A 25,599-nucleotide genomic window follows, 5' to 3' on the forward strand; every position below is an offset into this window, starting at 1 on the left:
CTCAGCCCTCCGCGTGCTTGGACAGGACCGACTCGATCCCCGCCAGGGGGATGCCCAGCCAGTCGGGACGGTTGCGGGCCTCGTAGACGGCCTCGTAGAGGGCCTTGTCCAGCTCCAGGCAGGTCAGGACCGTCTGGTACGAGGCCTCGGCCTGCTCCTGGTCGCCGGATGCCGCTGGCGACGGGGCGAGCGAGCCGGTCTCCTGGCGTCCCAGGCGGTAGCCCTCCTCGAAGGCGGAGCGCACGGCGGGGAGCCAGTCGGGGTGGGGTGCCTTGCCCACGGCGGCGGCGTAGTCGAAGGAGCGCAGCATCCCGGCCACGTCCCGGGCCGGAAGATCGGGGTCGGATCGCTCGGCCAGGGGGCGCAGGGGCTCGCCCTCGAAGTCCAGGACGTACCAGCGCTGCTGGCCGTCGATCTCGTGAAGCACCTGCCCCAGGTGGTAGTCCCCGTGGATACGGGTGGTCGGTTCCAGGGCGGGGAGCTCCTCGAGACGTGCCAAGGCCTGCTCCACCTTGAGCTCCAGGGCGCGGATGTGGCCGGAGAGCTCGGGCACCTCCTCCAGCGCCCACCGGGCGCGCTTGCGCAGGGCGGCCGCGAGCTCGGCAGGTGAGGGCGGCCGGCTCGTGCCCAGGGAGGCGGCCAGGTGGTGGTGCATCTGCGCGGTCGTGCGTCCCAGATCCCGGGCCAGCTCCACGGCGCGGGCCCGCACCGGTCCGTCGACGTCGTCGGTGGAGGCCAGTGAGCAGAACAGCTCGAAGCCGTCGTCGGCGCGGGGGACGAAGCTGCAGGCCACGGCCGAGTCGGTGGACTCCTCCAGGGCGGGCTGGCCGCAGCCGCCCATGCGCGTCCAGGTCATGGTGGACCAGGCCACCGGCGTGGGCACCCGGTCCCAGCCGCTGCGGGCCAGGGCCACCGACAGCTCCACGTCGGGATTGCGCCCGTGCTCCAGGACCCGCAGGAGCTTGACGATGAGGTCGCCGGTGGCGGCGTCCTGCTCCCCAAGAGCCTCGGCGGGGTCGGAGGGGGCCGGCAGGATGACGGAGGTGTTGGACTGCTCCCCGGTGGTTACCCGCAGCCTCGGCGCCCGCTGGGCGATGGCCAGGGCTCCGGCCTCGCTCAGGACGGTGCCCGCCTTCAGCGTGCTCAGGGCCCAGGCCCGCCAGAAGGCCGGGTGGTGGGCGCCGTCGACGAGCGCCACCTGCGTGGGTGACCCCTGAGAGTCGGTGGTCACCAGCAGGCCGTGGTTGCCGGGTGCCTCACCGGGGGTGGCGAAGGAGTCGAGCGCCTCGGCGGACTCCAGGACCACTGGCACGTGCAGCAGCACCATCCCGTCGCGGTGACCGGTCTCGGCCTGGTTGCCCCGTAGGGCGGCGATGACGAGGTCTCGCACCCCCTCCTCCGGCTCCCAGGAGGCGATCACGCGCAGGGAGCCCAGGGGCGGGGCGGCGTCCCCCTTGAGCGGGAACCAGCGCCGTTGGAGCATCCACGGTTCTAGCGCAGCGAGGATCTCGGCATTGGTGGGCCAGGTCGACGGGGCCTGGGTGCTGCGCAGGGAGTGTGCTGGCACGGTGGCGGGCTGCGGTGCGGCGGAGATCGGTTCGTTTGGCATCAGACTTCCTCGGTCGGGTGGTTGTCGTGGTCGTCCTGGGGGGCGTCGTCGGCTTCGGTCCTGTCAACGGATAGCCAGTAGTATCCGCGCGCTCCCAGCGTCAGGGTGAGGCGGCCTCGGTCGTCGACGGGCGGGAAGGCGCAGCCCCCGAACAGGTCCGTGGTGCCCCTGCCCGCCAGCTCGGGAACCTCGATCGTCACCGACCGGGGGGTGGCCGAGAGGTTGGCGACGCACAGGAGGCTCTCCCCCTCCGGCGCCGAGGGGTCGTCGCAGCGCGTGTGCGCCAGGACGGCGTCGTCGCTGGTGGGGCGCAGGAGGAAGCCTCCGCGTCCCAGCACGGGGTGGGCGCGGCGCAGGTGCAGGATCCGCCGGGTGAACTGCAGCAGCGAGTCGGGCCGGGCCATCTCAGTGGCCACCGTCAGGTGCGCGTAGCCGGGGGCCTGGATGAGCGGAAGCGTCAGGGCGCCCGGGTCGACCACTGAGGAGAAGCCCATGTTGGGGGAGTCGTCCCACTGCATGGGGGTGCGCACGGCGTCGCGGTCCTCCAGCCAGATGTTCTCGCCCATGCCGATCTCGTCGCCGTAGTAGAGACAGGGGCTGCCCGGCAGCGACAGGAGCAGGGCGTAGGCCAGCTCCACCTCGGCGCGCGAGGCGTCCAGGAGTGGGGCCAGGCGGCGCCGGATCCCGATGTTGGCGCGCATGCGCTCCTCGGGGGCGTACCAGGCGTACATCTGGTCGCGCTCGGCGTCGGTGACCATCTCCAGGGTCAGCTCATCGTGGTTGCGCAGGAAGGTCCCCCACTGCCCGTGGGCGGGGATGTCGGGGGTCTTCTCCAGCACCCAGCGGATGGCCGAGGCCGAGCCCTGCCGCAGTGCGTAGAAGATGCGCGGCATGACCGGGAAGTGGAAGCACATGGTGCACTCGGGCGCCTCCTCGGTGCCGAAGTACTCCACGACGTCCTCGGGCCACTGGTTGGCCTCGGCCAGCGTGATGGTCCCGGGGAACTCCCGGTCGAGCATCTGACGGATCCCGGCGATGATCTCGTGGGTGCCGGCCAGGTTCTCGCAGTTGGTGCCCTCCGACTCGGTCAGGTAGGGGATGGCGTCGAGGCGGAAGCCGTCCACCCCGGTGCGCGCCCAGAAGCGGATGACGTCGTGGATCGCCTCGATGACCGCCGGGTTGCGGTAGTTGAGGTCGGGCTGGTGGGAGAAGAAGCGGTGCCAGTAGAACTGGCCGCGCTCGACGTCGTAGGCCCAGTTGGACTCCTCGGTGTCCACGAAGATGATGCGGGCGTCGTCGTAGCCGGAGTCGTCGTCGGCCCACACGTAGAAGTCCCCGTAAGGGCCCTCGGGGTCCGAGCGGGAGGCCTGGAACCAGGGGTGGGCGTCCGAGGTGTGGTTGACGACCATGTCGATGATGATGCGGATCCCGCGCTGATGGGCCTGGTGGACCAGCTCGCGGAAGTCCTCCATCGTCCCGTAGCGCGGGTCGATGGCCGTGTAGTCGGAGATGTCGTAGCCGCCGTCGCGCACGGGCGAGGGGTAGAACGGCGGGATCCACACGCAGTCCACGCCCAGCCACGCCAGGTAGTCCAGGCGGGAGATGAGCCCGCGCAGGTCTCCGACGCCGTCGCCGTCGGAGTCGGCGAAGGAGCGCAGTAGCGCCTCGTAGAAGACCGCCGTGCGGAACCACTCGGGGTCCGGGCTCAGGCCGGGGCGGGCCTGGGCCGGCAGGGCCGGCACCCCGGGGATCGGCGGGGCCACCGCCAGCGGCATGGGGATCCCGCCGCTGGGGGTGGGGATCGTCGACATCTGGGCCGCCACGGGCGCCGTGACGGGCACGCCCGCCGCGGGCTGGCCGAAGGCTCCACCCGGCGCTGCGGCCGGCGCCTCGCTGCCGGGGGGCGCCTGGGCAGTACTCATCGGATCGGTGCTCACAGCGGCTCCACGGAGAAGACGTGGGCGACCTGCCCGGCGAAGGGGTCGAGGCGCACATAGTTCTGCCCCGACCACTCGTAGGAGTCTCCGGTGAGCGCGTCGGTCACCCGCACCACCGGGCGCGAGGCGTCCACCCAGCCCGGCAGGCCCAGGGCCTCCAGGTTGAGGTAGACCTCGCCGGCCCTCGCCCCGTGCGGGTCGAGGTTGACCACCGTCAGAACGACGTCGTCCCTGCCCGTGGGGCTGTGGAAGGCGTCCACCCGCTTGGAGTAGGCGAGGATCTGGTCGTCGCTGGTGGGGTGGAAGTAGATGTCCCGCAGCTGGCGCAGCGCGGGGTGAGCGGCCCGGGCGGCGTTGAGGCGCGTGAGGAGATCCTCGATGCCGTTGCGGCGAGCGGCGGCGAAGTCACGCGGCTTGTACTCGTACTTCTCGTTGTCGATCTGCTCCTCGTAGCCCGGCCGCGGTGTGGACTCGGCCAGCTCGTAGCCCGAGTAGATGCCCCAGGTCGGGCTGAGCGTGGCCGCCAGGACGGCGCGCAGCTTGAAGGCCGGCACCTTCCCGTTGGTCATGAAGGGGGTGAGGATGTCGTGCGTCGTGGGCCAGAAGGCCGGACGCAGCAGGTGGGCGGTGTCCTTGCTGAGCTCCATCATGTACTCGATGAGCTCGTCCTTGGTGTTGCGCCAGGCGAAGTAGGTGTAGGACTGGTGGAAGCCGATCATGCCCAGGGTGCGCATCATGGCGGGGCGGGTGAAGGCCTCGGCCAGGAACAGCACCTCGGGGGACTCGGCGTGGATCTCGGCGATGAGCCGCTGCCAGAAGGTCAGGGGCTTGGTGTGGGGGTTGTCCACCCGGAAGATCGTCACCCCGTGCGCGATCCAGGTGCGCACGACCTCCAGGATCGCCTGGTAGATGCCCTCGGGGTCGTTGTCGAAGTTGAGCGGGTAGATGTCCTGGTACTTCTTGGGCGGGTTCTCGGCGTAGGCGATCGAGCCGTCGGCCAGGACCGTGAACCACTCGGGGTGCTCGGCCACCCACGGGTGGTCCGGCGAGCACTGGAGCGCCAGGTCCAGGGCCACCTCCATGCCCAGCTCGCGCGAGCGCGCCACCAGGGCGTCGAAGTCCTCGAAGGTGCCCAGGTCGGGGTGGATGGCGTCGTGGCCGCCGTCGGGGGAGCCGATGCCGTAAGGGGAGCCGGGGTCGCCGGGACGCGCCGTCAGGGTGTTGTTGCGGCCCTTGCGGTTGGTCAGGCCGATGGGGGAGATGGGCGTGAGGTAGAGGACGTCGAAGCCCATGGCCGCGATGCGGTCCAGCCGCTCGGTCGCGCTGCGAAGCGTCCCCGAGTGCCAGGTGCCGTCCTCATCGGCCCCCGAGCCCAGCGAGCGCGGGAAGATCTCATACCAGGAGCCGGTCAGGGCGCGCTCGCGGTCCACCTGGAGGGGGTACTCGGCGGAGGGCGAGACGTGGTCGCGCAGCGGCAGGCGCTCCAGGGCGGCCTGGACCGAGTCCGACATGCCCGCAGCCAGGCGGTCGGCCACGGGGTTGGAGGGGTCGCGCATGATCCACACGGCGTCGTTGAGGGCCTTGACGCCCTCCTCGTCGCGCCCCTCAACGGCCACCGCCCGGTCCAGGACGCGGGCGCCCTCCTCCAGCATGAGCTCGACGTCGATGCCGGCAGGGACCTTGATGCCGGCGTCGTGGCTCCAGGTGGCGTACGGGTCCGACCAGCCCTCGACGCGGAAGCGCCAGTCCCCGGGGGCGTCGGGCGCCACGGAGGCCTCATAACGGTCCAGCCCCGGGGCGATGTCGTGCATGCGGGCGCTGGGGCCGTCGCTGCCGTCAGGACGTACCAGGACCGCGGTGGCGCCGTAGCGGTCGTGCCCCTCGCGGAAGACGGTGGCGCGGATCGGAATGACCTCGCCGACGACGGCCTTGGCCGGCCAGCGCCCGTCCTCGACGACGGGGAAGACCTCGGTGACCGGGATCCGGCCGATCAGCGAGAACGGGGCCGGCTGCGGTGCCGCACTGGCCGCGGACGACCCCGACGGCGCGGTCTGCGTCCCGGTGCCCTGAGCGGGTGCGTCGGTGGGAGCGGCAGAGGACTTGGAGGGACGGGTGGGCTGCTTCTTGCCGGCCTTCGGCGTCGTGTTCGGAGTCACAAGAACAAGAGTACGGTGAGAAACGACCTGAGTCACATGCCGGCTCGCAGGACGCGGGTCGGCCCGGTACGCGCGTCGCGAACCGGGCCGATCGAGGTGGGTGTGCGGGCCGGCTCAGCGGCCGGCAGGCCCTCAGTAGTTCATCTGCATGGCGGTGCGGACGTCGTCGAGCGTCCTGTTGGCGACCTCGTTGGCCCGGGCGTTGCCCTGCCCCAGGACCTTAAGGAGGTAGTCCTCGTTGGCCGCCAGCTCGGCGCGACGGGCCCGGATGGGGGAGAAGAACTCGTTGACGGCCTCCGTGGTGACCTTCTTGAGCGTGCCCGCTCCGCCGTCGCCGATGCGCTCGGCGATCTCCTCGGGAGCGCCCGCCCCGCACAGGGAGGCCAGCATCAACAGGTTGGAGACCTCCGGCCGGTTGGCCGGGTCGTAGGTGATGACGCGCTCGGAGTCCGTCTTGGCCTTCTTGAGGGCCTTGGCGGTCTCATCGGCGCTCATGCGCAGCTCGATCGTGTTGTGCCGCGACTTGCTCATCTTCTCCCCGTCCAGGCCCAGCAGCATCGGGGCCTGACTGAGCAGCGCCTCGGGGCGGCGGAAGACCGGGTGGTCCTTGACCGCCCGCCCGTAGCGCTTGTCGAAGCGCTGGGCGATGAGTCGGGCCTGCTCCAGGTGGGGGAGCTGATCCTTGCCGACGGGCACGAGGTTGGCCTGGCAGAAGAGGATGTCGGTGGCCTGGTGGACCGGGTAGGTGAGCATCAGGCCGCTCATGGCCCGCCCGTCGGTGGCCTCCAGCTCGGACTTCACCGTGGGGTTGCGGTGCAGCTCGGACTCGGTGACCAGGGACAGGAAGGGCAGCATCAGCTGGTTCTGGGCGGGGACCGCCGAGTGGGCGAAGATCGTCGAGCGCTGCGGGTCCACGCCCACCGCCAGGGCATCGGTGACCAGGGACAGGACCCGCTCGCGAATGGGGCCCACGCCGTCGCGGTCGGTGATGACCTGGTAGTCGGCCACGAGGATCCAGGTCTCCACGCCCGCGTCCTGGATCGTCTTCCAGGAGTGCATGGTGCCGAAGTAGTGGCCCAGGTGCATGTTCCCGGTGGGACGGACCCCGGTGAACATCCGGTAGCGGCCGGGGTTGACGGCGATATCGGCCTCGATCTCGGCGGAGCGGGCGATGGATCGGGCCAGGGAGGCGTCATTGGTGGCGTTGGCCAGGGCCTCCTCGGCCGCGGTGGGGGTCTGAGTCATGCCCTCATCCTAGGGGGTGCGCTGCGGCGGCAGGCCGACGGCGGCCCGCCCCGCGCGCAGTGGTGCCGGCTCAGTGCGCCTCGGCGCCCGGGATCAGGGTCTCCAGCGGTTCGCCGGAGAAGTAGATCCGCAGGGACAGCGCCTCCAGCATCGTCGTGTCGCCCGGCCGGTCGTGATGGCAGTCCGTGAGACTCTCGGCGGTGTGGCCCTCGGGTTCGGCTGCCGTGGTCCTGACCTCCTTGACCTCGCCGGAGCCGTCCGTCTCGATGATGACGTCGGCCTGGGTGTCTTGGGGGCTTCGGCTCACGCGCCGTGCCTGGGAGAAGGGCGCAGTGTGAGGCTGGGGGACCGCCCAGGTCGAGTCCCAGGCCAGGTGCCAGTCGGTCCCGCGTCCCTCGGGCAGGACGACGTCGACCTGGTCCAGGGCGCCGTTGATGACCACGAGCATGTCGTCGTCGTTCCAAGGGTGGCCCGAGCGCAGCATCTGGACGACGCGAGTGTGCGGGTCGTGCCAGGAGTCCCCGTCCATCGGTGCGGCATCCGCCCGGTACCAGGCCAGATCCGCGATCGTGTCGCCTTCCAGGACCTGCCCGGTCGCGAAGCGCGAGGGGCGCACCACCGGGTGGCTGTGGCGCTGGTGGATGAGGAAGCGCGTCGTGGCGACCAGGTCGCGCTGCCAGACCTCCAGGTTCCAGTCCACCCAGGAGAGCACGGAGTCCTGGCAGTAGCAGTTGTTGTTGCCCTGCTGGGTGCGTCCCATCTCATCACCGGCCACCAGCATGGGGGTCCCGGCGCTCAGCAGCACGGTGGCCAGCAGGTTGCGCATCGACCGGCGGCGCAGCACCTCGATCGGGCCGCCGTTGATGCCCTCGACGACGTCCCCCTCGAAACCGTGGTTCCAGGAACGGTTGTTGGAGTTGCCGTCCCGGTTGTCCTCCTTGTTGGCCAGATTGTGCTTGTGGTCGTAGACCACCAGGTCGCGCAGGGTGAAGCCGTCGTGCGCGGCCACGAAGTTGACCGAGCCCAGCGGGCCGCGACCACCGGGGAACTCCCCGTGGCTGAACAGGTCCGCGCTGCCCGACAGGCGCGTGGCCAGGTCTCGCAGGTCCGAGCCCAGACGGCCCTTGGAGATCTCCGAGGCGTCATGCAGCCAGAAGGAGCGTGTGGTGTCGCGGAAGTGGTCGTTCCAGTCCTGGAAGGGCTCGGGGAACTGCCCGGTGCGCCAGCCGCCGGGCCCCACGTCCCAGGGCTCGCTGATGAGCTTGACCGTGCTGAGCACCGGGTCCGTGGCGATCGCCGTGAGCAGCGGGTGACGCGGAGAGAACTCCGCGGCGTGGCGCCCCAGGGTGGTGGCCAGGTCGAAGCGGAAGCCGTCGACGCCGACTTCGGTGACCCAGTAGCGCAGCGAGTCCAGAACCAGCCGGATCGCACCCGTGGCCCGGAAGTCCACCGTGTTGCCGGTGCCGGTGACGTCCATGTACTGCGCCGGTAGGTAGGGGGCGTGCAGGTAGTAGTCCAGGTTGTCCAGGCCGCGCAGGCTCAAGGACGGGCCATCGACACCGCCCTCGCAGGTGTGGTTGTAGACGACGTCGAGCACGACCTCCAGGCCGGCCTCGTGGAGCATGGAGACCATGCCGCGGACCTCGTCCAGGACCGCCTGCGGGCCGGCCGCACGCGCCGCGGCCGTGGCGTAGGAGGGCTCGGGCGCGAAGTAGCTCAGCGTGGAGTAGCCCCAGTAGTTGCTCAGGCCCCGCTTGGTCAGGAAGGGCTCGCTCACCGAGGCGTGGATCGGCAGCAGCTCGATCGTGGTGATCCCCAGGGCCTTGAGGTGCTCGACCGTCACCGAGTGGGCCAGCCCCGCGTAGGTGCCGCGCAGCTCCTCGGGCACCCCGGGCAGCTGGTAGGTCAGGCCCTTGACGTGGGCCTCATAGATGACGGCGCGCTCGCGGGGCACACGCGGGCCCGGAACCACCGGGAAGGTGTCACCGGTGACCACGCCGACGGCGGTGCTTCCGGCCGAGTCCAGGCGCGAGGGCCTCCACGGCTCGGCCGCAGGGACCAGGTCATCGGTGACCTCATGGGCGTAGACGGCCGGCCCCAGGTCCACGTGGCCGTCCAGGGCCCGGGCGTAGGGGTCCAGCAGCAGCTTGCGGGGGTTGTAGAGCAGGCCCTCGTGCGGGTTCCAGGGGCCGTGGGCGCGGTAGCTATAGCGCTGACCGGCACCGACGCCGGGGACGTGCGCGCTCCACAGGCCCCGCGAGGGCCCGTGCATCCCGATCCGGGTCTCCTCCACCACGGCGCCGTCGGCATCCATGGTCAGCAGGCACAGGTCCACGGCCGTGGCATGCGGGGCGTGGACCGCGAAGTCCGCGCCGTCTCCGTTCAGGGTGACGCCCAGCCCGTGGTCGGGAGCTGCGGGCAGGTCGGCGCGCGGTGCTGGAGCGGGCTCTGGCGTCGAAGGCATGGGCCCATTGTCCTGGCGGCCGCTGGTTGCTACCACTTGAAGGGACGTGAGGTCTCCCTCGTGGGAGTGCGCCCCGTCGCGTTCAACCCACCCGCTGTGACTGCCTCGTCATCATCGCGTCGTCTTCATCCCTGTCCTGACGCCGTGTCAGGGTGACTGAGCGCTCAGTGGCGAGATGCCGCTGTTATGGCAACCTTGAGCCCATGAGAATCGTGGTCTGCATCAAGCACGTTCCTGACGTCCAGTCCGAGCGTCGCATCGAGGACGGTCGCCTCGTGCGCGGCGAGGAGGACGTCCTCAACGAGCTCGACGAGAACGCCGTCGAGGCCGCCGTCGCCCTGGCCGAGGAGGCCGACGGCGAGGTCATCGCCCTGACCATGGGTCCGGAGGATGCTGAGGACGGGGTGCGTCGCGCCCTGCAGATGGGGGCCGACTCCGGGGTCGTCGTGGCCGATGACGACCTGGCCGGTGCCGACGTCGTCACCACCGCCCGGGTCCTGGCCGCCGCCATCGAGCGCATCGGCGAGGTCGACCTGGTCGTCACCGGAATGGCCTCCCTGGACTCCATGACCTCCATGCTGCCCGGCGCCCTGGCCGCCGCCCTGCACCTTCCGGCCGTCACGCTGGCCAACCGGCTCGAGGTCGACGGCGGCGCCGTAACCGTCACCCGCACCGTGGGCACCGTCCGCGAGGTCCTCAGTGCGCCGCTGCCCGCGCTCGTCAGCGTCACCGACCAGGCCAACGAGCCCCGCTACCCCAACTTCGCCGCCATGCGCGCCGCGAAGAAGAAGCCCATCGACTTCTGGGATGTTTCCGAGCTCGGCCTTCAGATCGCCGAGCCGGCCGTCGCCGTCGTCGACGACGAGGCCCGACCCGCCCGTGAGGCCGGCATCATCCGCACCGACGCCGGAGAGGCGGGCCGCGAGCTCGCCGCCTGGCTCGTGGAGAACAAGCTCGTCTGACGGCCGGCCGCAGCGCCCGCCCACGTCCCGGCAGGGGCGCTGGACGCCGTCGCGCCGCCCGTCCGCCTCCTACCACTCGCGAAAGAAGCTGATTCCCATGCTCGATGCCCCCCTGCTCGTCCTCGTCGACCTCGAGACCACCGAGGCCGCCCCCACCGGCCCCAGCCTGGAGCTGCTCACCGCCGCCCGGGAGCTGACCAGCGGCGACGTCGTCGCCCTGGCCCTCCAGCCTCTGGGTGAGGCCGCCTCAGCGGCCCTGGCCGGCGCCGGAGCCACCCGCCTGCTGTCCGCCGACCTGGGCGAGGCCGCCCACCTGGCCGCCACCGCGGCCGACGCCGTCGTGGCGGCCGTCGGCGCCGTCCAGCCCGCCGCGGTCCTGGTCGTCTCCGACTACCGCGGCAAGGAGCTGGCCGGGCGGGCCGCCGTCGTGCTCGGCTCGGCCTGCGTCTCCGACGTCACCGCCCTGGAGGCCGCCGGCACCGAGCTGCGTGCCTCCAAGCTGGTCCTGTCCGGCTCCTGGTCCACCACCGCCGGCGTCGCCTCGGGCGGCAATGCACCGATCATCGCCGTGCGCCCCGGGATCGCCGAGGTCACCGGGGCCGAGGGCGCACCCCTGACGGCCGAGCCCCTCGAGGTCCCCGTCAGCGCCGAGGCCGCCGCCGTGCGCCTCGTCTCGCGCGAGGCCACCTCCGTGGCCTCCGGTCCCGCCCTGAGCGAGGCGCGCACCGTCGTCGTGGGCGGCCGAGGAGTGGACGGCGACTTCGACCTGGTCCGCTCCCTGGCCCAGCCGCTCGACGCCGCAGTGGGAGCCACCCGCGTGGCCTGCGACGAGGGCTGGATCGAGCGCAGCGCCCAGATCGGTCAGACCGGTGAGACCATCTCCCCGCGCCTGTACATCGGCCTGGGCGTCTCCGGCGCCGTCCACCACACCAGCGGCATCCAGGGGGCCGGCACCGTCGTCGCCATCTGCGACGACTCCGAGGCCCCGATCTTCGAGATGGCCGACTTCGGCGTCGTCGGCGACGTCACCGAGGTCGTGCCCCAGCTCGTCGAGGAACTCGCCAGGCTGCGCGGCTGAGCTCGTCCTCAACGACCTCGTCCTCAACGACATTGTGGGGGTGCCCCGTCTCATCGACGGCGCACCCCCACAACGCGCACGGGGCGTCAGCTCCTCCGGTGCCCCAGTCCGGTGACCTTGAAGCCGTCCTCACTGGGAGTGAGGATGAGCCAGGCCCCGTACTCGAACTGAGCGCGGTGGTTGGGAAGCGGCTGCATCCAGGGCTTGGACTGATCCTCCGAGGTGATCGGGCACAGGATCGACCCGGGAGCCAGATCCTCAGAGATCACCATGGTCCCGAACAACGAGTCCTTGGGGCCCGCCAGCAGGCAGGAGGCCACCTTGCCTCCCTTGGGCAGGTAGGCGCTGCGCGCCGTGGCGTCACCGGCCTGCGTGGAGCCGGCCGGCTCATCCAGGGAGGAGAGCACCGCGGAGTCGACCTGGTCGGTGACCTTACTGTCCTCCTTAGCGGCCAGGGCGTCGTAGACGGCCTGAACCTTGACCAGTGACGGGCGGTGGATGTCCTGGGTCGGGAGGTGGTAGACGACGTCGAACAGCGCCAGGGACTCACCGTCCCACTGAGCGGCGACGGCGGCCGTCCCCGAACCGGAACAGGCCTTGCAGTCCATGTCCCCGGCGACCATGAGCTGGGGCATGTTGAACAGCACGGTTCCGCCCACGACGCGCAGGTTCTCCATATGGGTTGCCGGAGTGTAGCCGATCTCGTTGCTGCCCTCCATGATGAGGGAGCCGACCATCTGCTTGTCGCCGTTGTAGGCGGCCATGACGTCGAAGGCCGCAGCGGTGCCGCTGTTGCACTCCAGAACCGCGACCGTCACCGGGGAGGAGCCGAAGAAGCCCGGCTGCGCCTCCTTCAGCGCGACGGTGAAGTTGCTTCCGCCAGGACCGTTGCCCGCCGCCGCGGTCGCGGTGCCGCTGGAGAAGGTGAGGCTGGTCTTGTCATCCTTCATCTTCTCGACCACCTGCGACTTCGTCGTGCCGCGGACCACGGAGGCGAAGCCGTCGGCGCAAACGGTCGGGACATCGAGGGTGGTGCCGCCCAGCTCCTCCAGGCTGGGGGCGGGCTTGGCTGCGGAGGTCGGGGCCGAGGTCGGCAGTGCCGTGGCGCGGGGCGAGCTCGAGCCGGAGTCGAAGGTCATGACCGACGTCGTCGAGCCGTTGAAGACCACGACGTAGCCATCGCCGGCCGCCCACGAGGTCACCGGGGTGGAGACCCGCCAGATCGTGCTCCCGTCGACCGGGTCGAGGGCGCGCAGCGAGTCCGGGTAGGCCATGACGAGGGCCCCCTTGCTGGTCTGCCAGCGGGGTACCACCTCGGTGCCCAAGGTGTTGAGAGCGCCCGCGCCCTCGGGGAGCTTGCTCGACCACAGTACGCTGCTGCCGTCCAGGCCGGCCACGGTGACGCCGTCACTGACCACCCAGACATCACGGCTCATCGGCAGGTTGACACTGACGAGCTTGCGGGGCGCCTCGACTCGGGTCGCCCATACCGGCTTGGAGCCGTCGAGCTTCAGTCCCGAGACCTTCTCCCGGTTGACGCTCACGGTTCCGTCGGAGCTGACCGACAGGGGTTTTCCGTCCCCGGGAGTGTCGCTCAGCCGCACCGAGGCGGGTGCCGGTCCCGAGGCCCGCGTGCTCGGTGACGCCGGTGCGCCAGGAGTGGAGGACGGGGCGGCGGAGGGAGCCGCGGGACCCACGGGGTTCGTGGGGGCCATGCCATTGGGGATCTTCGAGGGCCCGCTCTGGGAGGGAGTGGCTGAGCGGGCGTCACTGGGCTGGGGTGCAACCGGTGAGGCGGGCGCTGTGGGGGCCTCGGCGGAGACAGTTGAGGGCTTGGCGGGGGAGTTGATCCCCGAGGCCAGATCGATGCTGATCTGGTCACCGCAGTCCAAGGTCTTGGCGTTCATCCGGCAGTCGAGGTACTGGCCAGCCAGATTATCGGGGATGGGGACCTGCCACGCGGCGTAGGACGATGATGAGCTCGGGTTCAAAGCCACCAGTGCCTCACGTCGATCAGCGATCACCCGCAGGATCGTCAGCTGCTTGCTGGTGATCGTCGTGGTGCCGTTGGCGTCGAAGGGCGCCGCCGCGAGCTCCTTGCCGATGTTGGACAGGTCCTGCTGCGCCTGGAGGATCGGGGCCGTGACCATGGAGAGCGGGTCGGAGCTGCGCGTCAGCGCCCAGATGCCTCCACCGCCGAGCGCCAGGACCAGGGTGACGACGGCGCTGAGGATCCCGAGCCGTGCCCGACGGCGCCGCTGAGGCGGGGGCGGTGAGGTGAGGGCAGGAGGCCCCTGGGGCGGCGCCGCAGGCGGCGGGGTCGTGGATGAGGGGGCCTCCGGGGAAGGCGATTCGGGAGCAGGGGAGTCAGGAGCAGGGGAGTCAGGAGACGGAGACATAACCGCAGCCTAGAAGGAAATGGGCCGGCCGAGAGGCGGAATCAGATTCGTACCGATCGGTTGAATAGACTTCCTGTCGTGCGGGCACATGTCCGTAGGAATGTGCCGTCATGTCCGTATCCGGCACAGCCCGGGTGGGACGTCAGGCGACGGCGTGGCTGGGGGACTGCTCGGACGCGACGGTCGCCTGGGCCAGGACCTGGTCGCCGTCGTCGCCGCCGTAGATGACCAGGCTCTGACCGGCGGCCACGCCACGCAGGGGCACGGCCAGGTCGGCGTGCAGGAGGCCCTGTGCTGCATCGACGCGGACCCTCGCCGGGACCGGGCGGCCGTGGGCGCGCACCTGGACGCTGGCCTCTTGCCAGCCGACGGCGGGGGAGCCGTCAGAATCGGTGATGCCGGTGTCCGGGCCGGTGGTGAGCGGCTCGGGGTCGGCGAGCAGAACGAGCCCGTCGCCGTCGACCGCGGTGCGGCTGAGCAACTCCTCGGGGCCGACGACGACCTCGTTGGTGGCCGGACGCGTCTCGATGACGTAGCGGGGGCGGCCGTCCTCGGCCGGGCGGGACAGGCCCAGGCCCTTGCGCTGGCCGACGGTGAAGCCGAAGTAGCCCTGGTGGGTGCCCAGGACCTCGCCGTCGGGGGAGACCATGGTGCCCTCACTGGCGCCGAGCGAGCGGGTCAGGAAACCGCGGGTGTCGCCGTCGGCCACGAAACAGATGTCGTAGGAGTCCGGCTTGGAGGCCACCGGCAGCCCCCGGGACTCGGCCTCGGAGCGCACCTGCGCCTTGGAGGGTGCGTCACCCAGGGGGAAGAGGGCCCGCGCCAGGCCCTCGCGGCCGGAGACCGCCAGGACGTAGGACTGGTCCTTGGCGGCGTCGACGGCGCGGCGCAGCGTGAGGCCCTCGGTGTCCCCGGGGCGGCCGGAGGAGGCGCCGCCGCTCAGGCGCGCGTAGTGGCCGGTGGCGACGGCGTCGAAGCCCAGGGCCAGGGCCCGCTCCAGGAGGGCGTCGAACTTGACGCGCTCGTTGCAGCGCACGCAGGGGTTGGGGGTGCGCCCGGCGCGGTACTCGTCGAGGAAGTCGGCCACGACGCGCTCCTCGAACTCCTCGGACAGGTCCCACACGTAGAAGGGGATGCCCAGGATCTGGGCGGCCCAGCGGGCGTCGGCGGAGTCCTCGATGGAGCAGCAGCCGCGTGAGCCCGAACGGGTCTGGGCCCGGTTGCGGGTCAGGGCCATGTGGACGCCCACGACCTCATGGCCGGCGTCGACGGCGCGCGCCGCGGCCACGGCGGAGTCGACTCCACCGGACAGGGCGGCCAGGACGCGCACGAGGATCTCCTTCAGGCAGACGGGTAGCCGTTGCTACGGGCCGTGGCAGGCTACCGCAGGTCGGTGACGGCCGGGCAACCGGGGGAGCCCAGAGGGTCTGGTGGTGACCGGTAAAGAAGACGCTGACGACGGAGATGTCATACCTGACGAGTGCGTCACTGGCGCCGGCAGCTTCACCCGGACCCTGTGCGATCAGCGTTGATGCTCAGGGTTTTTCGTCTTCCGTCGGGGGAGTGCAAGCGCATTCTCAGCGTGGCGGGTGAGCGTACGACTGTAGTGCCCAGGCATGTTCCAGCAGCGCCTGCCCAGCGGCGTCATGCTGTTCGTCGGGCTCGACTCGACAAAGGCGTGGCAGTGCGTGCCAGTGTACTCATGGTGCTCTTGCCTCATCGTTCACGAAAGGAGTCGCGATGTCTGATGCGTGGTTGGCCTTCTTGGTGGTTTTCGCCATGCTGGTGGCGATCTGGCGGATAGCAGATGGTCGAGAGCGTCCGATGACGAAGAGCGAGCAGGAACGCATGTTCTTCCGGCAGACCTACAGCCTGTCGATCGATCGCATGCTCTCGGAGAGCCCGCTGGATCGGGACGAGGTACGGCGCCTGCGTGACTCCGGGAGACGAGACGGGAGTGCGCGAGCCATTAGGTACGCACAAGAATGGGACCCCGTTCCTCGGGATATCGCCGCCCAGTTCGTCGACCGCGTGTGAGAGGGGCTGCGCTGGATCGAGAACTGCGTTCTCCGCCCAGGACGTACTTTTCCTCCACACGACTGCTGACGGACTCCAGTCGTTTGGGGGACATCGCAGTCCTCGGTCACCAAGTACGTCCCCGATGACCAAGAACTCGGGATCCAGAGCGGATGGCCAGCAGCATGGCGCTGCTGCGTGGCCGTTGAGGGGCGCTCAACGGGCGGCGAACTCATGACCGGCGCGAATGAGGTCCCTGAGCCAGTCGCTCTGTGCGGCCTCCATCGTCTTGACGACGACGTGGTGGTTCCATCTGTTGGCACTGACCTGGTCGACGCGATGGACGTGCGGATCCTCCACCGGGCGGTCGAGCCTCACGTTGAGGAACAGGGTGCCGTCGCTCGTGCGCTCATAGGCCCAGACCCACAGGAACTTCCGATTGACGGAGAAGCTCACCTGGGCCGTCAGGTGCTTGGTGACGGAACCGAGCGAGAGGGCGTAGGACTCGATCGCCGCGTACATGGCGTTCGATGCCGGCTTACCGCTGAAGTCGCCGATCATCTTGTTCGAGGTGGTGGGCATGCGGTGCTCCTCATCTGCGAGGTCGTGGGCAGATCACGGTGGGTGCCACTGGACACTGAGGCCATACTGCAACATCGCCCTGGCGTTCGTGTCGTAGGGCAGGTGTAGAGATGTAGGCGTAGGTCAAACGGACCTACCTCAACGAGGAGTCCCTACATGTCAACGATTACCCTTGAGCACCTGCTTGATGCCTGCAGCCCGGGCGGAGCCAGCGTCCTGACCTCAGTCACCCCCTTGGAGCCTGCGGCCGGCCCTCATGCCTCAGTCGCTCCGGCCAAGTTCGTCTCCGGCAGCAAGTCCGTGTTCGCCTATGAGCGGCGCTTCTGGAATGGGGAAGCCTTCACCGCTGTCCTCATCGACTCCAAGCAGTCCCAGAACAACAGGTTAGAGGCAGCTGTGTCAGCTGCCATCGCGGATGGGGACCCCATACTGACCCGCACTCCACGCATTGAGCTCCGCTTCGAGGACGGCCAGGTCTACAGCGACCTCGACCTGCCGCACCGGGCCTTCGACGGGCAGATCCGAGCCGGCACCATCAACGGAGAACCGGTGACCTCGGTTCAGGAGTTTCGAAAGCTCCGTGATGCCACGGTGAACCATGCGCGCCCGTTGTTGGAGCGCAGCCCGATGACACTTCTGCTCGGCGGCTGGGACGCCAGTCGCAAGACTCACCAAGGGCGTTACCGCAGCATCCTCGTTGGCGAAATCATCGGCATCCTCGCGGACCAGGAAGGGGGCCCGGAGGCCAACCAGTCCAAGCGCGGAGGAGCACGCATTGACCCCGTGGGGATGCGGATCGATCTGGGGGACAAGGAGCGCAAGGCGATTGCTGAGGCTCAGAAGCACGAGTTGTCTGCGAGCACACATAAGAGTGCTTCCGGTAAGAACGGGAAGGCATCGACCCTGGGACTTGGCGGTATTCCGCCGTCACTGGAGCAGCTCGGCGGTGTCACCTGTCAGGCGATCATTCGTTCCCATGTGCTCAGCTTTGCCGCGCTTCGTGCCCTGCGCTTCGACTCTCCGACGCCGGAAGGCGACGTCGCCTGTCGAGCGCTGCTGGCCGCACTGGCGCTCAACGGCTTGGCGCGTTCCGACGCCGAGCTCCTCCTACGGGCCAACTGCGACCTGGTGGAGACCGGCCCCGCGGTCGTCGCCCTGGACAAGCGCTACGGGCAGAAGGAGGGCTTCGAGCCACTGAGCATCGACCAGGCTCAGGAGTTACTGAGCGCCGCCATTGACCATGCTACTCAAGAGGCGAACCTGACCTGGGATGGTTCGGTCCTCGTCGTTGAGGGCAACCCGGCGATTCTGAACGCTGCGGCTGACGACGCGCAGGATGACTGATGGCTCCTGCTAGTGTTACCGCGCACTTTCCGCTCGGTGTCTACCACGGGCATGCAGCAGACGGCAGCCCCGAGCCGTTCCCTTCGCCGGCTCGGTTGTTCTCTGCCTTCGTGAGTGCCTCCCATACCGGGGTCACTGCGGGCACTGATGGCCAGGTGGCCCCTGATATCGATGAGGCGTTGACCTGGTTGGAGAAACACCCTCCTCACGGTCTGCATATCCCGAGCATGGCTCCAGTTCAGTCAGGCAATAGAGTCGCCTACCGGAAGACGGGCACGATCGAGAAGGATCAGCCTAAGACCGCTGCCAAAGCCATCTCCGACGGCTACGCGATCAATGGTGAGATCGGCTGGCTCTGGGATGACATGCCAGACGGTGTTCGTGACGCGCTCTCTCGGTTGTGCGAGGACGTGCCGTGTCTAGGGGAGATGGACAGTCCCGTGGTCATGAGCATCGAGACGGTGGAGGCGAACTGGCGACTTGACTCTGCCGCAACCGCCTTCACTCCTGGGGGGCTGCGCGTGCAGATTCCCGCACCAGGGCGAACCCGCGTGCTCCGCGAGCTGCATTCTCAGTCCCGGCCGCCTCAAGCCCCGACTGCATCCGCAGACAGGTTCCGTCCCTCGGGAGATTCCGTCAGGGCATTCCCCACCTCCGAGGAGTGCTTGCGAACCGCCAGGTATGCGGAGGTGGGATCGTTGAGACGTCCCGATGGCGATCATTCTCCTTGGAGTGATGTCCTGATCTTCTTGGCCGACGACGGTACCGGGCGGGAAATCACCCCGGAACGCAGGGTGAGCTGGTGCGTTGCCTTCCACCGGGCGCTTGTGGCCCGTATTGGTGATGGGGCACCTGCGCTCGTCACCGGGCGATACCACGAAGGGCTGACAAGGCCAGCCAATCGGCTGGCTATCCAGTACGTTCCCGCGTCTGTGCTCGCTCAGTCAGTGGTCGGAACGGAGCTCGACGTTCCAGGTGCCTTCCTCGTCATGCTGCCCTCCGATGTCAGCGACGACGACGAGGGAGTCGTCCTCAGAGCCCTGGCGGGGATGACTCGGTTGAACTACCGCAGAGATGAGGCGCCGGCGAGATTGCGTCCGGTAGGGGAGGTCTTCGACGCACAGGGCTTTTGGCGCCCACCTGCTCAGGGAACGCGGCGTCTGTGGTCCCCGACACCGGTGGCCGTGCCGGAGGTGACTCGTCAGCGAGGGGACTGGACCTTCGAGGACGCGATCCTCCTGTCCCTCGGATTCGTCTGGCGCGATCGCTTCGATGCTGTTCCCAAAGGCACCCAGGGCTACCGCTCATTGGTGGCCCAGGTACGTGAACGTGGAGCAGGAGTGATGTGGCGCCACCGTGTCACGAGAAATCCGAGCTTATACGTCCACAAGATGCCGCAGGGCGTCACCGCTCAGCCCTACACGGCGCTCATCAGCGCTGGGGACCTCTTGGCGGATACGGGGTTGGCCGCCGTCGGGCAGAGCCGCCACCTGGGCGGGGGGCTGCTGGTACCGGCTGATCTGCCCACCGAACTGGCGCAGAACGTGTTGGGGAGGCGGCCATGATAGCCATTGAGGACTTCGGAGACTTCTTCGAGGCGGTTCACGGAGTTGGGAAGCGGCCGTTCTCGTGGCAGGAGGATCTGCTGAGGCACCTGGTGAATACCGGGACCTGGCCGGAGCAGATCGTTGCGCCGACAGGCGCCGGCAAGTCATCGGTTGTGGAGATGCACGTCTTCGCAGTGGCTCTGTTCGCGGTTGGTGCCGCGGAGCGTGTCCCCAGAAGACTGGCCGTGGTGGTCAACCGCAGGGCGCTGACCGACTCTCATGCCGCGCGCGCGGCAAGGATACGGTGCCTCCTGGAGGAAGCACCCGCGGATGACTCGATCCTCAGTCGCGTACGTGACGCTCTGGTGGGGCTGCGTGTGTTTGAGGCCGAGGACCGTGCACCGCTGGTCACCGCCACCATGCGTGGCGCGGCGGCCACAGATCGGGCCTGGCTCAATGCCCCGGAGGCGTGCGCCGTGCTGTGCATGACCCCAGCGATGTGGGCCTCAAGCCTGCTGTTCCGCTCCTACGGAGCATCCCGGCTGGCGCGCCCCCGGCTGGCGGGGATGCTGGCCCTCGATACTGCGGTGGTGGTTGATGAGGCCCACCTAAGCCGCCAGATCCTTGTGACTGCGCGGAGGGTGGGGCAGTTGTGCGTTCCAAGTGCGCAGCGGCTCGGAATCCCGACGCTCCAGACTGTGGAGATGACGGCCACGCCCTCGGGTGACGCGACGGACATCATCGGCGTCACAACGGAGTCGTTGGCTCATGACGTCCGGTTGGCCGCTCGGGTACGGGCACCTAAGTCGCCTCGGTACGTGGAGACGACCGAATGGCCTATCAACGGGAAGATGACGAAGGCCTATCGCGATGAGTTTGTCTCTCGGGTGCTCGCCGCTGTTGAGGATGCGCGCGAGCTCCTCCCCGACGGCCCTCGGACGGTGGGGTGTGTCCTCAACCGAGTGGACAGCGCAGTTCAGGTGGCGAAGGCCCTCGACGAGCAGGGGCTGAACTGCCGGCTGTGGGTGGGGCGCATGCGCCCCTGGGACCTGGAACGTATGAGGAGGGAGGAGCCTGGACTCTTCGATGTCTCAGGGGCACAGGGCGTGGACGTCCTCGTAGCAACCCAAACCATCGAGGTAGGGGTCGACCTGGACCTGACCCATATGGTGACTGAGCTCGCCTCCGCTAGTGCCCTGGCTCAACGTGCCGGCCGGGTCAACCGGCTGGGGCGGCGTGACCGCGCATGGTTCACCGTCATCGGCCCTCCGAGGGAAGCAGCGTTGAGCAAAGACGCACTGCCGTACCGGAAGGATGACCTGCTCGCCGCTCGCACCTGGATTCTGGACCGTGCCGATGACGGCGACCTGTCTCCTCTCGCGGTCAGCGAGAAGTTGAAAGCACCACCCGCGGAGTCCTCGCGCCGCCTGCTGTACCAGAGGCCTGAGCCCTGGGATGCGGCCCTGTGGTCGAAGACGTCGATGAGGCTCGTCGTCGAACCGGAGCTCGATCTGTGGATCCGTGATGACCTCGACCCCGAGACCGGAACAGTGGGTCTTGTCCTGAGGGATCTGAAGGATCTGCCTGAGGTGACGGCGTGCGAGACCTTGGTGACTGAGGTGCCTCCGCAGGACTGCGAGGTCTACCCCATGACCATCGCCACCGCGCGGAAGGTGGTGCAGCGGCTGAGAGAGCATACGGACCATCCTTTGGGTCGGTCGGTGTTGTGGCGAGACGGGGCGATCCTGTCCCAGTGGCAGACGATAATTCTCGAGGATGAAGGGGGAGGCAAGAACGCGTCTCGTGCGCTTCGCCCCGGCGACCTCCTCATTCTGGATGCCTCGATACCGCTTCTGACCTCCGGAGTTGTCACAGACGCTGGTGGGGAACGGGGCGAGCCGGTTCCCCACGGGGAACTTGACGGTGTTGTCGACGTCGTGACCGCTTCCGATGAGTTGCGCTGGCTGGCGGATCTGGAACCGGATGAGCTGAGTGACATGTTTCCGGGGGAGACAGTGGTGTGGTCTCCAGGTCGGGATGAGGGCGACGTACCGGCATGGATGGTGAGGCGCAGCACCGTGACACCGGACGATGATTCCGACGACCGTTCCACCTGGTCCGTGAGCCACCGGGTGCTCCTTGCGGACCACAACGCGGCGGTCGCCGCCCGTGCGGAGGCGCTGGCCGGCGGCATCGGTATTGAGTCGATGCCTGCGACGGCCTTGACTGAGGCCGGGGTCTGGCACGACGTCGGAAAGAACGATGCTCGTTTCCAGAGGCTCCTGTGGCGGGGTGATCCCGATGGCAGGGAGGTGCTTGCCAAGAGCGGGGGCCGCAGTACATCGCTGGCGGCCGTGCGCCGCGCATGGGCCGATGCTGGACTCCCCGCGGGATGGCGCCATGAGTTGGCCTCCGCGGCCGCCTACTGGGAGCAGACTGAGCCCAACGGCGTCGAGCGGGAGCTACGGGACCTGGTTACCAGGCTGGTGGGAACCAGTCATGGTCGTGGCAGGCCCCTGTTCGACCACGACCCGACCACTGCGGGCCCAGACCATGCCGATGCCTTGGAGGAGCTGGTGGGTGAAGGCGAGTGGGAGTCCCTGATTGACCGCACCGACAGGCAGTGGGGTCATTGGGGGACCGCCTACCTCGAGGCACTGCTGCGTGCCGCCGACTGCACGATCTCCAGGGAAGGGAAGTGATGGGGATGATCCTTAGCGGAGAGATCACCAGTGCGCTGACCACCTTCGCCGGGCTTGGACTGGCGCTCATCCTGGAAGGTGACGGAGCCGAGCGCGTCCGGCTCGGCTGGACTGACGCTGCTGAGCCTCAGATGGTTGTCACCGCCGACGGCTACGACGACGAGGCCGTCGCGGTTGCTGTTCATGAGCACGCCACGGCACGTTCGGTTTCGGGAAGCTGGATTGACTGCAATCTTCAAGCCGCGCCTTGGAACGGAAATAGCGCCCTCTTCAGTCCGCGGGTGAAAGCGCCTCAGTCTCTACCACAGTGGCGGTCTCTGCAGACTGAGCGGTTGCAAAGGGTCGATCACGAGGTGGAGGACAAAGAACAACTCAAGCGTGACATTGATCTTGAACTGATAGGAGCGCTAGGGGAACCTGCCTACTGGCGTTTTGCCAACAACGGTCCTAGACCGGATGAGGGGGCAAACCGATGGGAGATGAAGACGCGTAACCGTGGTGAGGACTTCATTCGCAACCGACTGCGACAGCTAGCTCAGATTGTCGCCGATCGGGATGCTAGTGCCATTGCCTCTGGGCTCATTGGCCAGAGCGTCAAGGATGAGGCTTACAAAGGGAAGCGCTCGGACGAGTCCAGGACTGCGACTGGGCTGACCTCGCCACGGTTTACCGACAGTGCGCTCGCCTGGTGTGCTCTGTGGGGGATCTCGTCGTTCCCTGTCATCCACCGACTCATGGGGGCCTCCGTCACCGCCGGGGCAGTGCCGATTGGCAAGTTCACCCCGATGCACCTGGTGCTCCCAGTACTCGTCGGGGCTCATACGCTGGGAAGGTGGCAGGCAGTGGTGGTCTCAGAACAGGTCATTCAGGCTGCGACGAGCAGGGAATCGGCTGCTGCAGCGAGATCGGCATGTGCGTGGCTTGCAGCGCACGGTGCCCGAGCGACCCTGACGTTCCATGTCAACGTCAGTGATAACCCCAATGCTCCGGAGCGTTCGCTGGGTGCGGGGAGGCTGGAGGCGCTGAACTGAACGAGGAACCGGCCGTCCTTGAATCGGAGCGCCAGGGCGGCTGGCAGTCATGCATGGTGGGCGCCGGCACGGTTGCCTGTGTGGGCGCCCACCAATGCGGTGAATTCTTTGCCGTTCCGACCTATGTCCTGAAGGTTCCTCAGGGCGCGCCCAGGTGGTGGGCTGACGTATCGCCACCGTTATATCTGTCAAAGGAGACAGATTATGGAGGCTAGCGTGGTATTGGACCCGATTCCGATCGGTCTCGTGGTGCATACCGTCTACTGCCCGAGGCGAGCCTGGCTCGAATCGGTGGGGGAGAAAACGGACACCATGCAGATGCAAACTGGACTGGACGCTCATCGGCGCGTAGACAATGCCGCGGAGAGCAGAGCGAACGAACATCGGGCGGTGAACGTGCGCTCAGAGCGCCTTGGGCTATCCGGGCGTTGTGACGTCATCGAGGGTGCGGATGATGGTCCGCTGACCGTTGTGGAGTACAAGGCCACTCCGGTACGGCGCCGCCCTGAAGTCACCTACGCCAACCGGCTCCAGCTCGCGCTTCAGACTCTTTGTCTCAAGGAGATGGGGCGAGAGGTCCAAGGGGCAGAGGTCTACTTCACCGGGCATCGCCGGCGAGTGGAGGTCGCCTTGACCGATGCTGACTTCGCTCGGGCCGAAGAAGCGGTCGCACGTACGCGTCGTCTGATTGGGGCACCGCAGGTGCCTGAGCCCCCTGATGATGACTGTCGATGCCAGTGGTGCTCCCACGTTTCGGTGTGTCTGCCTTCTGAACATCGATATGAGAACGCCCGGCGGCGGGTTGTCGCCTCCGCCCCCGACGCCCAGATCCTCCACGCGGCCACTGCAGGATCGAGGGCGTCTCTCAACAGTGGACGAGTCGAGGTCACTAAAGCCGGAGAGCGTCTTCTCAGAGTGCCGATTGAACGGGTACTCGGTCTGGTGGTCCATGGGAATGTCGACGTCTCCTCGGCTCTGCTGCGTGAGTTGTGCTGGCGCGACCGGTGTGTGGTGTGGTGCTCGTGGTCCGGTCGAGTGATCGGCTGGTCGCAGGGCGCGGACTCTCCTAACGGGCTCCAGCGTGTGCGCCAGCATGTTGCCAGCGCCGAGGGGCGGCTGGACATCGCCCAGCAGATGGTCTCAGCAAAGATCGCGAACCAGGCGACGCTGCTTCGGCGCAACGGTGAGGCCGCTGATGCAGTGGAGCGGATGCGTCGCCTGCAACGTGACGCCGTCTGCGCGCCGTCGTTGGCGGACTTGCTTGGGGTTGAGGGTGAAGCTGCCGGGCTCTACTTCGATTCCTTCCCGACGATGCTCACTGGAAATACGGCGGCCTTTGCAGCCTCCCGGTGGAGGGGAAGACGACGCCGACCAGCGCCCGACCCCGCCAATGCGGCCCTGGACTACACCTACGCCCTGCTTCTAGGAGACTGTATTCGCTCACTGGTGGCCTGCGGTCTGGATCCACATGCCGGTTTCCTTCACTCCAGTTCCCGTAACAAGCCCGCCCTGGCGCTCGACCTCATGGAGGAGTTCAGGGCGCCGGTGGCAGATTCTGTTGTCGTGCGTGCCTTTCGCAACGGTGAACTGACCGAGCAGGACTTTTCAGTAGAGATGGGAAGTTGCAGGATGACGGATCGCGGGCGCAAACAGCTGATCTCCGGGTTCGAGCGCCGCATCGAGACTTCCTTCCGACACCCGGTCTTTGGTTACGACGTCACCTGGCGGCGAGCCATTGAGGTCCAGGCGCGACTCGTGCTCGGGACCATCGACGGGACTCAAGCGGCCTACAAGGGAGTGACGGTGCGCTGATGCGTGATGATGTCAGACGTGTTCTCGTGGCCTACGATGTCCCGTCCGACCGGCGCCGAACGCGGGCGGCGAAGACTCTGTTGAAGTACGGGGACCGCATCCAGTACTCCGTGTTCGTCGTGGATGCGGCGCCGGCCAAGCTCCTGCGGATGCGGGGCGAGCTGGAAAGAGTTATCAAGACGGACGAGGACTCCGTGCTCCTGTGCGACGTCGGCCCGCTGTCCTCAGTCGATGAACAACGATTCTCCTATGTCGGCCTGACCAGGACGATCACGCCAGAGGGGCCGCTTATTGCCTGATGCGAGCGCTCCGGTGCTCGAGGATCCCCGGGCAGTGCTCGCAGCGGTAGAACGTTGAAACGGCGAGGAATCTGTGAGGTGGGGTGAGGAGTGGGGTGGCTGAGCGGGAGTCCGAGCGCGGAGCGCTCGCGAAGCCTCCTCAGATGGGCGTGGTGGCGGGCTATACTGAGCGGACCGTCGCAGTTCCTTCGGGAACTGCACTTCATTAAGGCTGGTCGCCGGTCCAGGTGCCCACGAACGTGCCGGAGTCGCAGTTCCTTCGGGAACTGCACTTCATTGAGGCAACAATATGCGCGCAACCGTTCAGGCTACGCAGGGGTCGCAGTTCCTTCGGGAACTGCACTTCATTGAGGCTCGAAGAGGATGGAAGCCGCGTCGGCTGCGATAGGTCGCAGTTCCTTCGGGAACTGCACTTC

17 protein-coding genes are annotated in these 25,599 nt (G+C 68.1%); 9 read left to right on the top strand and 8 right to left on the bottom strand.

Going from position 1 to position 25,599, the window contains the following annotated elements; genetic code table 11:
- Position 1 precedes the first annotated feature (1 nt).
- From HMPREF3165_RS04025 to glgX, 5 genes are all read right to left on the bottom strand, one after another.
- Positions 2–1,609, bottom strand: a complete 1,608-nt coding sequence (locus HMPREF3165_RS04025; RefSeq protein ID WP_070510996.1) for a phosphotransferase — start codon at positions 1,607–1,609, stop codon at positions 2–4.
- Complete coding sequence (gene treS, locus HMPREF3165_RS04030; protein WP_070511071.1) at positions 1,609–3,531, bottom strand: maltose alpha-D-glucosyltransferase; 1,923 nt, start codon at positions 3,529–3,531, stop codon at positions 1,609–1,611. Before treS ends, HMPREF3165_RS04025 begins: the two co-directional genes overlap by 1 nt.
- Before the next feature lie 11 nt (positions 3,532–3,542).
- Positions 3,543–5,702 carry an alpha-1,4-glucan--maltose-1-phosphate maltosyltransferase gene (locus HMPREF3165_RS04035; RefSeq protein WP_305366987.1) on the bottom strand — a complete coding sequence of 720 codons (2,160 nt, stop codon included), beginning with the start codon at positions 5,700–5,702 and terminating at the stop codon, positions 3,543–3,545.
- 132 nt (positions 5,703–5,834) lie between these two features.
- Positions 5,835–6,947 (bottom strand): tryptophan--tRNA ligase, encoded by a 1,113-nt coding sequence (gene trpS / locus HMPREF3165_RS04040; protein WP_070510999.1) that lies wholly within the window; start codon positions 6,945–6,947, stop codon positions 5,835–5,837.
- 70 nt (positions 6,948–7,017) lie between these two features.
- Positions 7,018–9,411 carry a glycogen debranching protein GlgX gene (gene glgX, locus HMPREF3165_RS04045; RefSeq protein ID WP_009407358.1) on the bottom strand — a complete coding sequence of 798 codons (2,394 nt, stop codon included), beginning with the start codon at positions 9,409–9,411 and terminating at the stop codon, positions 7,018–7,020.
- A gap of 203 nt (positions 9,412–9,614) precedes the next feature.
- Here glgX and HMPREF3165_RS04050 point away from each other — a divergent pair, with 203 nt between their 5' ends.
- Both HMPREF3165_RS04050 and HMPREF3165_RS04055 read left to right on the top strand, forming a co-directional pair.
- On the top strand, positions 9,615–10,373 hold the full coding sequence (locus tag HMPREF3165_RS04050) for an electron transfer flavoprotein subunit beta/FixA family protein (protein ID WP_043538137.1): 759 nt from the start codon (positions 9,615–9,617) through the stop codon (positions 10,371–10,373).
- A gap of 97 nt (positions 10,374–10,470) precedes the next feature.
- Complete coding sequence (locus HMPREF3165_RS04055) at positions 10,471–11,451, top strand: electron transfer flavoprotein subunit alpha/FixB family protein (protein ID WP_070511001.1); 981 nt, start codon at positions 10,471–10,473, stop codon at positions 11,449–11,451.
- A gap of 86 nt (positions 11,452–11,537) precedes the next feature.
- On the opposite strand, the gene HMPREF3165_RS04060 is transcribed toward HMPREF3165_RS04055, so the two are convergent.
- Both HMPREF3165_RS04060 and mnmA read right to left on the bottom strand, forming a co-directional pair.
- Positions 11,538–13,850 (bottom strand): hypothetical protein, encoded by a 2,313-nt coding sequence (locus HMPREF3165_RS04060; RefSeq protein WP_070511003.1) that lies wholly within the window; start codon positions 13,848–13,850, stop codon positions 11,538–11,540.
- A 142-nt stretch (positions 13,851–13,992) separates the two neighbouring features.
- Complete coding sequence (mnmA, locus tag HMPREF3165_RS04065; RefSeq protein WP_070511005.1) at positions 13,993–15,180, bottom strand: tRNA 2-thiouridine(34) synthase MnmA; 1,188 nt, start codon at positions 15,178–15,180, stop codon at positions 13,993–13,995.
- A gap of 410 nt (positions 15,181–15,590) precedes the next feature.
- On the opposite strand from mnmA, the gene HMPREF3165_RS04070 reads away from it, so the two are divergent.
- Positions 15,591–15,887 (top strand): hypothetical protein, encoded by a 297-nt coding sequence (locus tag HMPREF3165_RS04070; protein WP_070511007.1) that lies wholly within the window; start codon positions 15,591–15,593, stop codon positions 15,885–15,887.
- A gap of 195 nt (positions 15,888–16,082) precedes the next feature.
- Here HMPREF3165_RS04070 and HMPREF3165_RS04075 read toward each other — a convergent pair whose 3' ends face one another.
- Complete coding sequence (locus tag HMPREF3165_RS04075) at positions 16,083–16,448, bottom strand: DUF5655 domain-containing protein (protein ID WP_070511009.1); 366 nt, start codon at positions 16,446–16,448, stop codon at positions 16,083–16,085.
- A 156-nt stretch (positions 16,449–16,604) separates the two neighbouring features.
- On the opposite strand from HMPREF3165_RS04075, the gene cas7u reads away from it, so the two are divergent.
- The 6 genes from cas7u (at position 16,605) to cas2 (ending at position 25,183) form a co-directional block, all read left to right on the top strand.
- Complete coding sequence (gene cas7u / locus HMPREF3165_RS04080) at positions 16,605–17,792, top strand: type I-G CRISPR-associated RAMP protein Csb1/Cas7g (protein ID WP_070511011.1); 1,188 nt, start codon at positions 16,605–16,607, stop codon at positions 17,790–17,792.
- Positions 17,792–19,357, top strand: coding sequence for a type I-G CRISPR-associated protein Csb2 (csb2, locus tag HMPREF3165_RS04085; protein ID WP_070511012.1), 1,566 nt, complete (start codon positions 17,792–17,794; stop codon positions 19,355–19,357). Before cas7u ends, csb2 begins: the two co-directional genes overlap by 1 nt.
- Positions 19,354–22,041: a type I-G CRISPR-associated helicase/endonuclease Cas3g gene (locus HMPREF3165_RS04090; protein WP_070511014.1), complete on the top strand. Its 2,688-nt coding sequence runs from the start codon at positions 19,354–19,356 to the stop codon at positions 22,039–22,041. The genes csb2 and HMPREF3165_RS04090 overlap by 4 nt, the downstream gene beginning before the upstream one ends.
- A complete protein-coding gene (locus HMPREF3165_RS04095; RefSeq protein WP_070511073.1) occupies positions 22,041–23,072 on the top strand; it encodes a hypothetical protein in 1,032 nt (343 codons plus the stop codon). The genes HMPREF3165_RS04090 and HMPREF3165_RS04095 overlap by 1 nt, the downstream gene beginning before the upstream one ends.
- Positions 23,073–23,276: 204 nt before the next feature.
- A complete protein-coding gene (locus HMPREF3165_RS04100) occupies positions 23,277–24,884 on the top strand; it encodes a CRISPR-associated endonuclease Cas4/Cas1 (RefSeq protein WP_070511016.1) in 1,608 nt (535 codons plus the stop codon).
- Positions 24,884–25,183 carry a CRISPR-associated endonuclease Cas2 gene (gene cas2 / locus HMPREF3165_RS04105; protein ID WP_070511018.1) on the top strand — a complete coding sequence of 100 codons (300 nt, stop codon included), beginning with the start codon at positions 24,884–24,886 and terminating at the stop codon, positions 25,181–25,183. The genes HMPREF3165_RS04100 and cas2 overlap by 1 nt, the downstream gene beginning before the upstream one ends.
- Positions 25,184–25,599: the final 416 nt, after the last annotated feature.

This window comes from Actinomyces sp. HMSC08A09, from assembly GCF_001807465.1.
In the GTDB taxonomy this organism is placed as follows: domain Bacteria; phylum Actinomycetota; class Actinomycetes; order Actinomycetales; family Actinomycetaceae; genus Actinomyces; species Actinomyces oris.

Coding starts and splice junctions, on each gene's coding strand:
- HMPREF3165_RS04050 (WP_043538137.1), top strand. CDS start 9,615: ATGAGAATCGTGGTCTGCATCAAGCACGTTCCTGACGTCCAGTCCGAG.
- HMPREF3165_RS04100 (WP_070511016.1), top strand. CDS start 23,277: ATGGAGGCTAGCGTGGTATTGGACCCGATTCCGATCGGTCTCGTGGTG.
- HMPREF3165_RS04075 (WP_070511009.1), bottom strand. CDS start 16,448: ATGCCCACCACCTCGAACAAGATGATCGGCGACTTCAGCGGTAAGCCG.
- treS (WP_070511071.1), bottom strand. CDS start 3,531: ATGAGTACTGCCCAGGCGCCCCCCGGCAGCGAGGCGCCGGCCGCAGCG.
- HMPREF3165_RS04060 (WP_070511003.1), bottom strand. CDS start 13,850: ATGTCTCCGTCTCCTGACTCCCCTGCTCCTGACTCCCCTGCTCCCGAA.
- HMPREF3165_RS04095 (WP_070511073.1), top strand. CDS start 22,041: ATGGGGATGATCCTTAGCGGAGAGATCACCAGTGCGCTGACCACCTTC.
- HMPREF3165_RS04070 (WP_070511007.1), top strand. CDS start 15,591: ATGTCTGATGCGTGGTTGGCCTTCTTGGTGGTTTTCGCCATGCTGGTG.
- HMPREF3165_RS04090 (WP_070511014.1), top strand. CDS start 19,354: ATGATAGCCATTGAGGACTTCGGAGACTTCTTCGAGGCGGTTCACGGA.
- csb2 (WP_070511012.1), top strand. CDS start 17,792: ATGGCTCCTGCTAGTGTTACCGCGCACTTTCCGCTCGGTGTCTACCAC.
- HMPREF3165_RS04025 (WP_070510996.1), bottom strand. CDS start 1,609: ATGCCAAACGAACCGATCTCCGCCGCACCGCAGCCCGCCACCGTGCCA.
- HMPREF3165_RS04055 (WP_070511001.1), top strand. CDS start 10,471: ATGCTCGATGCCCCCCTGCTCGTCCTCGTCGACCTCGAGACCACCGAG.
- cas2 (WP_070511018.1), top strand. CDS start 24,884: ATGCGTGATGATGTCAGACGTGTTCTCGTGGCCTACGATGTCCCGTCC.
- glgX (WP_009407358.1), bottom strand. CDS start 9,411: ATGCCTTCGACGCCAGAGCCCGCTCCAGCACCGCGCGCCGACCTGCCC.
- trpS (WP_070510999.1), bottom strand. CDS start 6,947: ATGACTCAGACCCCCACCGCGGCCGAGGAGGCCCTGGCCAACGCCACC.
- cas7u (WP_070511011.1), top strand. CDS start 16,605: ATGTCAACGATTACCCTTGAGCACCTGCTTGATGCCTGCAGCCCGGGC.